Origin of the sequence: Lysinibacillus sp. GJ-1 (assembly GCF_021166035.1) — a bacterium.
GTDB classification, from domain to species: Bacteria; Bacillota; Bacilli; order Bacillales_A; family Planococcaceae; genus Lysinibacillus; species Lysinibacillus sphaericus.
Genome location: NZ_CP088912.1, coordinates 2,354,107 through 2,366,203 on the forward strand (window position 1 = coordinate 2,354,107; position 12,097 = coordinate 2,366,203).

Here is a 12,097-nt window from a genome sequence, read left to right on the forward strand (position 1 = left end):
TCTCTTATTAGGTTTCAAGGGGGCGATTGCTTCAGATAATTTTATTCATCTCTTGGTTGCCAGCACTGCTTATATAAATCTTGAATACGTTTTTGACGATGTGCATCATATTGTTTTAAATTGCTTGTTCAACATAGTTTTTCTTTAAATACATTTTGCCCAAAATAATCTAAAGGAGTGTTTCTTCGTAATGTTATTTTAAACATCGTACCTTTTTTATAAACATCGCAACTTTATTTCAATTCTACAAGTAGAGAATCTTTTCTAGTATTTTTGCTCAATAATCTTTGTGAGTTGATTAACTAAAATGTAACACCCCTATTTATCCTGATTATCTGAAGGCTTTCTTTTAGCTTCCCAATCTAATTTCTTTTGGCGATTATTTGCAATACGTTCTTTCACTAATGCCTCTGCCTCTTCAAAAGGTATAGTTTTATAACGTTGAGTTGAACCTAATTTTTTTGCATCTGTCATAATAAAATAGTGATTCCAAAATTCAAGCAACATTTGAGTATTACGATCAATCACATTAGATGTCACACGCACTCGATTTAAACCCTCTGTAAGTGGTTCAAAAATACTTTGTAAATATTGCTGCATCACCCCTTCAATGGCTATTAAAATTGCTTGATTTTGTGTAGATTCATGTTCAAAGTGTTGGAGAACCAGATAATCAATTACACCTCCAAGAGTCATGCCTTTTTCATCTGCTAACTGTTCAATTTTTTTAATAGTATCTGGAGCCAAGCGATATGTTTTTTAATCTTATTTTCTCTAGTCATGGTTACTCTTCAACACCTCCTTTACTAAACACTGTTAAGAAATGTTCAGCTTCGTCAATATCTACATCGAAGAATAGTTGAAACAACATCTCAATTCTTTGCAACTTTTCAAATAACAATTGTTGTTGTTGTAAATACCTTTCCGTTTGTTGTTGAGATGTGATCAGTATTTTTTCAAATTGTTTTTCTCTTCAAGAAACACGTCATAATGTGCCAAGCGTTCAATCATTGATTTTAAGTGCACCTGGCGCGATTCTTTTGCTTTCTTAGCAGCGCTATCAATTTTAGCAATCGCTAAATCATCTACGTCACGAATCAAAATATCTCCCATCATTCATGTCTCCTTTCTCGAAAGTTTTTTCATTTCACGATGAAGCAACTGTTCAATAGCAATGAGCCTTTGTAGTAATTCATCATTCGAACTAGCAAAAGTTGCAAACACATTCGCATATATTCCTAGAATCTCCTCATATCGATTTCGTTCTTCTTGAAACAAATTTTGATTAGCTATACGTTCTAAATGAAGATTCATAAAAGCATTTTGTGTCATGTTCTTTTTATTGGCCATGCTCGTTATTTTTTTCTTCATTGCTGGATCTACACGAACCTTTATCTCGGCCATTTCAAGATCTCTCCTTTACTTCAAATCATCAGGGTACAAAAGGTTTCGTCTCTTTCAGAGACGAAACTGAAAATAGCCTGCAGCTGCAGGCTATTGAATGAAAGAGCATAAGGGAAATCTGCTATCACTTGGGGTGATAGACTAGGCAGAGCCTAGTATTTCGTTGTTCCCATAAAAAAGTAGTTTGCCGTACATTTGCCATACATATGTCATACATTTGCCGTACATTTTTTTCTTCGAAAAATGAACACTTTTTAATAAAAAAATGAAATTATCTTATTTTAAACGTACTGTTAATGCTTCGTTTGCTTAATTTTCGTGATTTTTTCAACTAACTTTTCTTGCTTTGTTTGCAACTCCTGAATGCGTTCTTTGTAATGCTGTTGCTTCTCTTTTATTTTTTCAATAGAGGTTTCTTTTTGTGCAATTTGACGACGAACATCTTGCTTTTCGGCTTCCGTTTTGTAAACAAGCTCACTCTCTAACTGCTGTATTTCTCCTCGAATGTTTTTGATGATTTCATCTTGGAGTGGTAATTGATCCTTCTCTAATGTCATAATTTGTTTCGCGATTTGCTTCATTTCCAGTTCGACAAATGCTATTTGATAGTCTACATTGGATTGTTGTTTTAATGAGCGATTAACAGAGATTTTGCGATAATCACCCACTAAAATTTTCTCTTTCGGCTTAGGTATATCTAGTTTATCTGTTGCAGTTTGACTTCCTTTTTCAGCAATCAACTTGTCCCTGGCTTCACTTTCAAGTAACTTTTGATCACGTATTTCTTTAACAAACAGACCAATAACCTTATATTTTTCCGGTACATTCTGAATATGCACGACATACTGATTATCCTGCTCGTAAACAATTTTCACCGGATAACTTTCTAACGACTTAGATGCTTTTGCTGCAAATGCAAATGTAGGTTTTACCGTATCTGTACCTTTATGATTTGTCTCAAACATCACTTCCATTAACTGCGTTTTTGGATTGTAACTCCATTTATTTAGGATGAGTGTTGTTTGATCTAAGCCGGTTATCTCTTTAAAAAATGGAGTTTGTTTTAATGGATTGTCATCATACATCCACCATTTAGATGTGAAAAAAAACAAAAAGCTGATGATCAAAAAGAGCATCAAGCTAAAATAAAATTTATTTTCCATACCTTTATTTATTTTTAGTTTCACCTTAATTGATACCCCCTTATTTGCTAGTATCAGAGAAATCTGCTACTCTCCCATAACCAACAATGACTGAACCCCAATAGCCAGTTAACGCGTCGTCATAACGTACGCCTGCATTTTGTGAGTTAAACATTTTTCCGTTCCCTACATATATACCAACGTGAGTTACTGGAGCGTAATAGGCACTTTTAAAGAAAATTAAATCGCCTGGTTGTAATTGATTGCGAGTAATTGGTTGAGCAAATTTATATTGTGTGTACGCTGTACGTGGCAATTTGATACCTGCTTTTGCGTATCCCCATTGCATTAATCCTGAACAATCAAAGCCCATATTTGGATTGTAACCACCCCAAACATATGGCCAACCTTCGTACTTTAACATCTCATTTAATATCGTTTTGAATACTTCATTCCCTACAACTTGTGAGCCTACCGGAGAGCAATTCATTGTTAATCCACCAAGCTCACTTGCAAATTTCATAACGGTAGGAACCCAATGTGCGTTCAATCCATTTGGATCATTTGCAGCCCCTATAGGCGCATAGACTGCGCCCAAATCTTCAATTGTAGATAATCCATCATCAATGATACGACGCTTTAAATTAGCCATTGTGTACGCCAAACCTTCTTCTAGCGTGGCGAAATGCATTAATCTTGACCATCCTGTACTTGGGTCCATAATGCCTCCAGGATTGTTTTTATTAACGACTGCATTTGAAGTTCCTCGACCAGTTTCATGAAATGCAATAGCAGCTGCAAGCACAGGATCGATGCCATTTTGTTGTGCAAGTTCAATAAATAAATCGCCTTTTCCAGTAAAAGCCCCTGCATTAGCAAAGGCTGCATTCCAACTAGCTTCATCAATTTCTCCTGTCACCGAACAAGCAGATAAACCATTTCCACCTATCGATGAATGATTGACTGAACCGCCAACGGCACCAATTATCATGATAATTGCCACCAAAATAACACCTACAACTACAAAGAAAGTAAGCCCTAATGAGCTTGTTATCCATATTAAAATTTTTTTACCAACCTGCTTGCCAAAATAATTTATTAGTTGCTTCATGCTCGATTCAACTCTTTTATTAACCACTTTCCAGATTCCGAAAGAGTTAATGTTAATTCGTACATGTTGGATTGTTCTTTTACTTTATTGCCATCCGATAGCAAATCCCACGTTACAAAAATCATCAATTTCATGTCACTATTACTTGAAGGTTTTGTCGCGGATACTTCCTGTGAATTCACCTTTCTTGTCAATTGATCCTTTGGGGCAAGCAACTCATTTTTCGCTACAATAAAAAATGGAGCTGTAGAAATTTCCTCCCACATCTCCATGTCTGTATTATTTTCTAGCCAAGCACGCATCACTTTTTCAGCTAATTGCTTTGCTTCATTTATCTTTTGTTCTCCAAATTTTGTCGTGTATTAGGCCTCGTAATCCACTTCTGTATTCCCAACCGGTACATTTTGCTCTTTGTTCGTTTCGGCCTCCGATTGTGGCTTATCACCCTCTATAGGGCTTGTATAAATATAGTCTTTATCTCCTTCAAAACCAGGATCATCTTTATCCTTATCATCATGTAAGAACATTTTAATGATGAATGCTAACATGACCAAACCAACCAGTAGTAATAAAACAAATTTCGATTTTGTAGAACGCTGCATGTTACCTTCCTCCTCTAAACATGGCCACTTCTTCATCTGATGCTTCGACAGTAAACATTAAGTTACCAACGCCATTGATGGACAATAAACAATCTCCTTGTCCAAATTGCGGAATCTCTGCCAATTCGCTTTCACTAATTTGTTTTTCAAAAATTGTTCGTAAAGCATCTAATGTGTTAGCATCCTGCTGCATAATGAACTTGTATTGTGTCAACTCAAATAAAGTTCGAATCTTTGCAACTGTTTCTGTATCAGCATGCTCTGGAACATAATCACGTATAGACTGACTTGCAAGTACAATACCACCAAAATATTTTCTTGCTTCACGTTCATACCTTGTAATAAAATCTACAGCTAATAAATTTTCAGAATTAATAAATGTATGAGATTCATCTAATACTAGAAAGAAATTTGATACATCATCTTCATTGAAATTCGGGTCATCATAAAGTGCTTTCATCTGTGGTGTTCCAATTTGAATTAAATTATCCCAAATTAATGTTAATGCACTGTACATCTGAGCATTAAAAATATTCTTTTCTATACAATGAGGTTACGTACAGAGAAAAAGATAACCTGTTCATCTGTGAATGATGGAATGGATGTATGACCATTAAAAAGATAGGCATAGCTGTTAACTAAGTTATCAATTACTAATTCAATTTTTTCTAAACGATAGGCCCTAGTCATGGAAAGTTCTGACCGTATAATACGTTTTTGAATATTTTCATACAATTCTTCTCGTATAAAATGTAAAAAATCACTGAAGATTGGATACTCTTCATTTGACAATTGTGTAACACCTGTCGTTTCCATTTTTTCTTCAAATCCTAATGATACATAAAATGAACGTAATACTTTTTTAAATTCTTCAAGGTCTTCACTAGATGGATAACCAGCTAAATATTGATAAAATATTGATACTTTTGAAAGATGTTGCATAAAACTTAGCTCTTCACTTTTTTGATCATCCCCATCCTTCACACGATAAATTTGCAATGGATTAATAATTCCTTGACTGCCATCCAAGCTAATGTAATGACCACTTAAAGCCTCATCCACTAATACTTTAAATTCACCAGTTACATCAAAGCCTCGAATATAATTAGCTCGACAAGCATTATCCATTGTGAGCTTTTTAAGTAATGTTGACTTCCCAGCCCCCATCGTTCCAGCAACTACTGCATTGTAAAAACGACGTTTTTTATCATGATGAAAAATGTCAAAAATCACATTCCCCCCACTAAATGTTGTCCCTAAATAACTACCTCTCGGATCATTTAGCTCAGAAAAATGAAACGGAAGGCCAGCTGCTAACGTCAGCGCTGGTATGCCTTTCCCTTCTCGCTTATTAGGAAACGTTTGTTGCTCCTCATAAGAAACAAAAAGGGATTGCCACTCCCAACTTGATTCGTTTAGGAAAAAGCCCCCTTTAAATCCATACGATATTAAATCTGTTTGAACTGTCTGTACTTTTTGATCCAGCTCATGAATGGTTTTTGCATGTACAAACAAACGAATGTCAACAAGCTTTACAACCTCACCCATTTGTGAAATTTCTTGATAGAGTCTCTCTAGCTCTTGGTAACTATTTTGTGCATCCAATTTCTGAGATTGTTGCTTACTACTTGAAAAACGGACAGTCTGCTCTAACATACTCTTATTGATGGCACTCACTGTCTCATCTTTAGGCATTGTTCCAGTATCCATTATCACAATTACATCGCGCATGGAGAATATTTTTTCTAACCATAGCTTTGACACAGAAGTTGGGAAGTCCCAAATGTGGATACAAGCTTCATAGCCATCTCCTTTTTGGATGTATTTATCCTTGAACTGAATACCACCTTGAGGCTGTATAGCTGCTAAAAAGGCTGGATTAAATTTTTTTTCTTGCTTATTGATTTTCAGCGTATCTGACTGTTTATCTCTCTTAACACGATCCAGTAACTTCATTATCAAATTTCCTCCTCTCACTTATAATTTTGAATTTTGATTGGCCATTATAAATAAAATATCTTGTCTCTTCTCAATTGATAATTTTTCTAAGGGGAAGGATTGTCGTAGCCCTCTTATTACTTGTTTTTTCTCATCCTCTAAAATTTGCGGGGATTCAGCATAAATAAACAAGAAGAACTCACGATTCGCTCGTTCACGCTCCACAAATTCTAGTTCAAATATTTTTCGATTAATAAAGCGTAGACGCAGTGGATCTGTGGTTTTTTCCTTTCTTGTTATCCAATATCGTCTTTGCTTTTCTGTGTTCGATGGGAAATTTAATCCTACAACTTTATGCGCTGTAAAGTAGCTTCGATAAAAGCGAACTTTTTCTAAAACTAGACGCTGTAAATCTAAATCTGTTAAAGAATGTTCATCTTTTGGTGTGATTTTAAGAATGTCCATGACGCAGTTTTTTTGGACTATATAATCCTCTGTTATATCAATAAATGGCATAACCATAGGTGTTTTGCGTAAAACCTGTTCTTTTTTCACAGTTTTTTTCTTTGATTTTTTCTTCTTTTGAAGAAAGGGTACTTTTCCTAAAAGGCTTTTTTCACTTTTTTTCTCCTCTGTATAGGAGGGCACAATAATAGGCTTAATCTCCTCTTTACTCACGTTATTCCTCCTCTCTATATAAGTAATCATTGATTATCTTTTTGCTATCTATCGCATGATAGGTGTATTTGTTCTGTTTAAAATACAAATAAAGAGACATGTAATTTTTAAGGCGTGGATTATTCCTAGAGGGCATTACCATCCAAAACAATGCACTACCAGCGACCAGTAAATACGGAATTACTAAAATGCCATGCACTAAATCTCGTAATACCGTAAAAAAAAGAAAGAAGCTAACCAATAAAATGATTAACTCCTTTATTTCTAATCCAACAATTTGAGGTTTTGACTTTATCTCTTTTGGGATTTCATACATTATTTATGATCACTCCCTTGATTATTTCTTTTTTCTTTTTTATCAGAAGGTTTAACAGAGTTAGCCACACGTCTAATGTTTTGCCCAAGTGTAAAACCACTATTACCTGCTCTTGTGACTTGCTCTCTCAACCGCTGTACAGATGGATTTCCACCAACAATTGTATTTGGATGGACCGTTTGTTTATGTCCGTAACTAGCTCGTTCAATTTTTGGTGTTGAATTAACTTGTACGGCTCCTGCGTCAGTTGCTACTGGCACTCTCGCTTCTTGTCGGACTGTATTTGTACCACTTGTTGGTCCACTAGAACTATTCAATCCAGATCCAGGACGTTGTGTTACACTTTCTTGACTTGCTGACGTCATTCCAGAAGTATTTGACGGAATGATTATACTGTCTTGCCGATTTGGAACTCCACTTGTTGGAACTGGTTCACTTACTTGGCGTTGTGACGTCCCTGTTTGACCATTTCCTATACTTGATGGCGCTGGTGCCGGTCCTTTTTGCTGAACACTTTCTGTATTTAATGGCGGCGTCACCCCTGGTGGAATTGGTTCACTTTCTTGGCGCGGTGTCGAACCTGTCTGAACATTTCCTGTACTTAATGGCGGTGGTACCGGTCCTTTTTGCTGAACACTTTCTGTATTTAATGGCGGTGTCACCCCTGGTGTACTTTCACGAGTTGGAACTCCACTTGTTGAAATTCGTTCGCTTTCTTGGCGCGGTGTCGGTCTTGTTTGACCATTTCCTGTACTTGATGGTGTTATCACTCCTGGTGTACTTGACTGAATAGGAGCACCACTAGCTGGAATTGACTCACTTTCTTGTCGTTGTATTGTTCCTTGTTGAACATTTCCACTTTGACTTGTTGATGAGCTGCTCAATGGACTAGGTTCACCATTTGCTGCTATAGGATTACTTTCTTGACGAGAAATTACTCCTGATTGAACATCTCCATGAGATTGTGTAGCACCTTTTTCAGATGGATTCATTTGAGACGATAAATCTCCCCTTTGAAGTTGGTTGCTATTTAGATTCGTTCCATGACTTCCTTGACTTGGAATACCTGTTTGTTGAGATTCTACTTGTCCTGCTCTTGTATTTATACCTTCTGAAGCAGGTTCACTAATGGTAGATGGGATTGGTTCAGAATCTTGCATTGTTGCAGCTACCTGATTCGAATATGCCTCATTGAAAGGCGGTAAAGGCTCTAACGATTCACCTAAATCACCAATTTGCCCCTGTGTTTCAGCTTTCTGAATATCATTTCCATTTGTATTACCAGGCATTTCTGGCACAGCAACTCGACTTCCTTGCTTATTCCTTAGCTCTTCCGGTGTTTCTGAACTCACTCCTTCGACAGCTCTCTTCATCATATTGGCACCCCCTACTGTGGCAGCTCCAACTGATTCTAAACCTTTTTTAACTGCGCCAGCGCCAGCACTCAATGCCTTGCCTCCTGCATATGTTCCCATCATAGCTTGCCAGCCATTACGCAATCCTGCATCGATTCCAAGCATGCGCTGTACAATATCAGGGGCATCTATCAATGCCCAGGCTCCAGCAATCATTAATAGAATCACACCAAGCATCCCTATTTCAGCTTTCAAACCATTTGTCCAATTTACAAATAAGATAAATAGTTGGAGTAACATGGTCATAATAAATATCACAACAAAGGTATTAAGCATTTCCACTAAAACTTTCTTCGTTCGCTGCCCACCTGTGATGTCACTAGCAGCAATGAACATGCCAAAAATTTGATGAAAAGCTAAATCAAAAATAGCTCGTCCAATTTTAATCACTGTGATCCCTAAAGCAATCGAAGTAACCAACAATGACACAATTAAAGGCAACCAATTTACATGATAACGATAGTAGGTTTCACGGCCAATTTTCGTCATTGGTACAGCATTCTTTTGTAGCTCCTCTACTTGATAGCCATCTCCAACGCCTGTTGGAACAGATTTTGTAGATAAAACTTCTTTTGCGTCATCGCTTAATTGCTTCACCCAATCTTCTTTAAAGAGCCATCCGTCATCTTCATGTAGGTCAAGTTTTTGCATGAAAGGTACATGTAAAGCTGAAGTATTAGAAAAACGGTTTGCATAAGTATAATCGGTTGTTCCAATCGAGCTATCTTCTTTACTAGCAGGGCGTGGAGGGCTATTTTCATCTCCACGTGTACTACTCGAAAATTGAAAATCATGTTCAGCATAATAAAGAATATCTGCTACGTTACTTTTAACCATATTACTAGCAAGGGTTTGCTTTTCAGGATTCATTTGTTCGATCCCTACATCTATGATTTCATCCATATTGGACATTAAATCTGGAATCACAACAATAAAACAAACAGCCATAATAATATTCAGTAGTACTTCATTACGTTTTTCAATTTTATTCGTCATGAACTGGAAGCCCAATATAATTAAAGCAATAAAAAAAACGACCCATATCAATGGTCGCGCTTTATCCATAAATTCACCTACTGCACCAGTAGAGTAAAAATCATTAAGTGTAATAATTTTCGTTACTATGTCTTCTAGTAACTGATTCAACCAACCCAGTGTAATGACGATGCCACTTCCTAAAGCTCTAAATATATCTTGCCAAAGAAAGCCGTCACTTTGATGCAGGATTGAATCAAGTATCTTATGCTTCTCAATAATTTCATTATCATCCATTATCGGCTCCTCCCTTCATTATTTCTAACCTTAGCTATGAAAATAAAAAAGACTCACCGTTTTTGGTGAATCCTTGTAAAAAATGATAAATTTTAAATTTATTGTGCTCCCCTAATTTCTTTCACTTTATCAGGGAAGGTACGATCTACAAATCGGAAATTATGCATTTTATTTTGAGGTCTTGTACGGTCAGCTTCTTTTAATGCCTGAACCTGTTCATATGTTAATTCAACTGTCTCATATTGCTCGACAGGAAAACGTGATTCTGGCTGCTCAATAATCCAAGCATCATCATAGCCTGAACCAAATAAAAAATGTTCAAAACTAAAAGATTGATCAAACATAAAACGTAAATCACTTAGTCCCATGTCTACCAGTTCCAATTTATTTTTATATGTTTCTTTAGGTTGCAGTTCTGAATATGGTGAAATTGGTAATGCATAGCGCTGAAGTTTCTCTAGGTCCTCTTCAGACTCAGTAAAGACCCAATCGTCTTTAAACGGTACCCCATTTGTAAAACTTGCGAATTCTGCTTCGCCTTTTGCAGCTCCTTCTCTAACTACTTGTTCAAAACTTGGAAGAGATTGACCGTTTACTATTGCTTCCTGTACTTGTTTCGCATATTTATAGCCTGACATAAAGCCGGTTCCTGATGTCGTGAAAAATAGATCAGAGACAAATTCCCCTTCAAACTGGCGCTGCTCTCCTGATGTTCCTTTATCATCCATTACCTTTTGCTGTAGCTGTACACCTTCTGCAAATTCATCCTGAAGGCTTTCATCTAATTCAGCTGCCTTAAATGTTCCGGTGCTTTGTTTTTTGAGTAATGGATAGAAATTTCCATCCTTATGGTATCAGACGGTAACTCTACTGAATATAGCAACTTACCTGGTGTCATTGGCAACGTAGTTTGTGTTTTTAACTTCACTTCGTTTTTCCACTTGTTCCCTTCAGCACGACTATATTTTTCATGGTACACTTTTGATTTTTTTGAAGGACTATAAGTATCTTTACGGCCTACAACCCACTTTTTCGCAAGTATTTCATCCATTGTGACTGCTTTCACAGTATCTTGTTGTGAGTGGTCCATTTTAATCGAATCTGAAAGTGTAAAAGTTTTGACTTTGCTCCAATCAGGAATACGTTCTACAAATGTCCACGAATAACAATGGTACCATCTTTAGAATCTGTACATGTATAAATGTCTTTATAGAAATTAGTATATTCGTAACTAAATTCGTAACTTAAACTTTTCCCCTTTAAAGGCATTGCATCAGGAATTTCCATAGTTATCGATTCACTTTGCTCTACAGCTTTACCATCTACAGATACCTTATGCTTTGGTTTTCGCGTGGCATAATGATCCCCAGCAATTTTAAAATCACTTTCTATATAGATGCCACTTCTAGCTTTTTCATCATAACGTCTTAATTCCCAAAAGGCGTGTCCTTTTGCACTTCCTTCAGCATCTCGATTTGGAGCCTCGATGGAATCGGTTGGATCTGGTTCAGGAATTTGTACTCGACCTTCCATCAAAATGAGATTATCATTGTAAAAATATGATTGATTACCAGCTGTACAAAGTACGTGCATCCTCTTGATAAACAGACCAATAGATACCACTACCCCAAACAGTTCCTCTCGCTCCTGTAAAATCAATACCTGCAGTTTCAGGGTGTCGAGAATTATCTTGATAATTTTCCTTTATCTGATCAATATACAGTGCAGCATCATATTCTCTGTATTTGTCATCAGTGTTATGCTCATCACCATCTACCCATTCAGTCCAACGTACTTCATCATATTTTGGATTTCCTTGTTTGTCATATCCCGCAAATTCCCATCTACTAAACTGTTCACAAGAATATGTTTTGGCACTCCAACCAGTATGCTCATCAGGTAAAGTTGTAATTAAGTTAATTACGTCATTGGCTGATTTCGGATATTTTGGTTCGTCAAGCATTATAATTCCTAACTGATCACGAACTCTTAAATCAACCCATTTTCCCTCATACATTTCTTCAGGTTTAGGGTCAGTTTTTTTATCATGAATTTCCTCTTTATTGTTTGTATCTTTTTCATATGACTTTGCTGTTGCATTAGAATGATATGGATTCAACAAACTAAGCAACAAAAAGGTAAGCAAAACAACAGCAAATATTTTCTTTAATATTTTCATTCTTACTCTCCTTTTCTTTCAAACAAAAAAGATGAACGGA

General features: G+C 36.4%; 16 protein-coding genes. All 16 read right to left on the minus strand.

Going from position 1 to position 12,097, the window contains the following annotated elements:
- Positions 1-318 precede the first annotated feature (318 nt).
- Positions 319-747: a hypothetical protein gene (locus tag LO754_RS11195; protein ID WP_231784306.1), complete on the minus strand. Its 429-nt coding sequence runs from the start codon at positions 745-747 to the stop codon at positions 319-321.
- Positions 748-945: 198 nt separating this feature from the next.
- The gene (locus LO754_RS11200) at positions 946-1,116 is read right to left on the minus strand and encodes a hypothetical protein (RefSeq protein ID WP_231784307.1); all 171 of its coding nucleotides are present in this window, start codon (positions 1,114-1,116) and stop codon (positions 946-948) included.
- On the minus strand, positions 1,117-1,404 hold the full coding sequence (locus LO754_RS11205; RefSeq protein WP_231784308.1) for a hypothetical protein: 288 nt from the start codon (positions 1,402-1,404) through the stop codon (positions 1,117-1,119).
- Between the two features lie 293 nt (positions 1,405-1,697).
- Positions 1,698-2,591, minus strand: a complete 894-nt coding sequence (locus LO754_RS11210; protein ID WP_231784309.1) for a coiled-coil domain-containing protein — start codon at positions 2,589-2,591, stop codon at positions 1,698-1,700.
- A gap of 16 nt (positions 2,592-2,607) precedes the next feature.
- Positions 2,608-3,657 carry an NlpC/P60 family protein gene (locus LO754_RS11215; protein WP_231784310.1) on the minus strand — a complete coding sequence of 350 codons (1,050 nt, stop codon included), beginning with the start codon at positions 3,655-3,657 and terminating at the stop codon, positions 2,608-2,610.
- Positions 3,654-3,959 (minus strand): hypothetical protein, encoded by a 306-nt coding sequence (locus tag LO754_RS11220; RefSeq protein WP_231784311.1) that lies wholly within the window; start codon positions 3,957-3,959, stop codon positions 3,654-3,656. Before LO754_RS11220 ends, LO754_RS11215 begins: the two co-directional genes overlap by 4 nt.
- Positions 3,960-4,019: 60 nt before the next feature.
- A complete protein-coding gene (locus LO754_RS11225) occupies positions 4,020-4,259 on the minus strand; it encodes a hypothetical protein (protein WP_231784312.1) in 240 nt (79 codons plus the stop codon).
- Position 4,260: 1 nt separating this feature from the next.
- On the minus strand, positions 4,261-4,776 hold the full coding sequence (locus tag LO754_RS23760; protein ID WP_435892025.1) for a hypothetical protein: 516 nt from the start codon (positions 4,774-4,776) through the stop codon (positions 4,261-4,263).
- A gap of 23 nt (positions 4,777-4,799) precedes the next feature.
- Complete coding sequence (locus LO754_RS11230) at positions 4,800-6,215, minus strand: type IV secretion system protein VirB4 (RefSeq protein WP_435892026.1); 1,416 nt, start codon at positions 6,213-6,215, stop codon at positions 4,800-4,802.
- 21 nt (positions 6,216-6,236) lie between these two features.
- Positions 6,237-6,875, minus strand: a complete 639-nt coding sequence (locus LO754_RS11235) for a hypothetical protein (RefSeq protein ID WP_231784313.1) — start codon at positions 6,873-6,875, stop codon at positions 6,237-6,239.
- A gap of 1 nt (position 6,876) precedes the next feature.
- The gene (locus LO754_RS11240; protein ID WP_231784314.1) at positions 6,877-7,191 is read right to left on the minus strand and encodes a DUF5592 family protein; all 315 of its coding nucleotides are present in this window, start codon (positions 7,189-7,191) and stop codon (positions 6,877-6,879) included.
- Positions 7,191-9,878 carry a pLS20_p028 family conjugation system transmembrane protein gene (locus LO754_RS11245; RefSeq protein WP_231784315.1) on the minus strand — a complete coding sequence of 896 codons (2,688 nt, stop codon included), beginning with the start codon at positions 9,876-9,878 and terminating at the stop codon, positions 7,191-7,193. The genes LO754_RS11240 and LO754_RS11245 overlap by 1 nt, the downstream gene beginning before the upstream one ends.
- A 98-nt stretch (positions 9,879-9,976) precedes the next feature.
- Positions 9,977-10,606, minus strand: a complete 630-nt coding sequence (locus LO754_RS11250) for a hypothetical protein (protein ID WP_229386704.1) — start codon at positions 10,604-10,606, stop codon at positions 9,977-9,979.
- Between the two features lie 53 nt (positions 10,607-10,659).
- The gene (locus LO754_RS11255) at positions 10,660-10,968 is read right to left on the minus strand and encodes a hypothetical protein (protein ID WP_231784316.1); all 309 of its coding nucleotides are present in this window, start codon (positions 10,966-10,968) and stop codon (positions 10,660-10,662) included.
- Between the two features lie 56 nt (positions 10,969-11,024).
- Positions 11,025-11,471 carry a hypothetical protein gene (locus tag LO754_RS11260; protein ID WP_231784317.1) on the minus strand — a complete coding sequence of 149 codons (447 nt, stop codon included), beginning with the start codon at positions 11,469-11,471 and terminating at the stop codon, positions 11,025-11,027.
- Positions 11,446-12,057: a hypothetical protein gene (locus LO754_RS11265; protein WP_231784318.1), complete on the minus strand. Its 612-nt coding sequence runs from the start codon at positions 12,055-12,057 to the stop codon at positions 11,446-11,448. Before LO754_RS11265 ends, LO754_RS11260 begins: the two co-directional genes overlap by 26 nt.
- Positions 12,058-12,097: the final 40 nt, after the last annotated feature.

Coding starts and splice junctions, on each gene's coding strand:
- LO754_RS11200 (WP_231784307.1), bottom strand. CDS start 1,116: ATGATGGGAGATATTTTGATTCGTGACGTAGATGATTTAGCGATTGCT.
- LO754_RS11205 (WP_231784308.1), bottom strand. CDS start 1,404: ATGGCCGAGATAAAGGTTCGTGTAGATCCAGCAATGAAGAAAAAAATA.
- LO754_RS11215 (WP_231784310.1), bottom strand. CDS start 3,657: ATGAAGCAACTAATAAATTATTTTGGCAAGCAGGTTGGTAAAAAAATT.
- LO754_RS11220 (WP_231784311.1), bottom strand. CDS start 3,959: ATGCGTGCTTGGCTAGAAAATAATACAGACATGGAGATGTGGGAGGAA.
- LO754_RS11225 (WP_231784312.1), bottom strand. CDS start 4,259: ATGCAGCGTTCTACAAAATCGAAATTTGTTTTATTACTACTGGTTGGT.
- LO754_RS23760 (WP_435892025.1), bottom strand. CDS start 4,776: ATGTACAGTGCATTAACATTAATTTGGGATAATTTAATTCAAATTGGA.
- LO754_RS11230 (WP_435892026.1), bottom strand. CDS start 6,215: ATGAAGTTACTGGATCGTGTTAAGAGAGATAAACAGTCAGATACGCTG.
- LO754_RS11240 (WP_231784314.1), bottom strand. CDS start 7,191: ATGTATGAAATCCCAAAAGAGATAAAGTCAAAACCTCAAATTGTTGGA.
- LO754_RS11245 (WP_231784315.1), bottom strand. CDS start 9,878: ATGGATGATAATGAAATTATTGAGAAGCATAAGATACTTGATTCAATC.
- LO754_RS11250 (WP_229386704.1), bottom strand. CDS start 10,606: ATGGATGATAAAGGAACATCAGGAGAGCAGCGCCAGTTTGAAGGGGAA.
- LO754_RS11255 (WP_231784316.1), bottom strand. CDS start 10,968: ATGGACCACTCACAACAAGATACTGTGAAAGCAGTCACAATGGATGAA.
- LO754_RS11260 (WP_231784317.1), bottom strand. CDS start 11,471: ATGCACGTACTTTGTACAGCTGGTAATCAATCATATTTTTACAATGAT.
- LO754_RS11265 (WP_231784318.1), bottom strand. CDS start 12,057: ATGAAAATATTAAAGAAAATATTTGCTGTTGTTTTGCTTACCTTTTTG.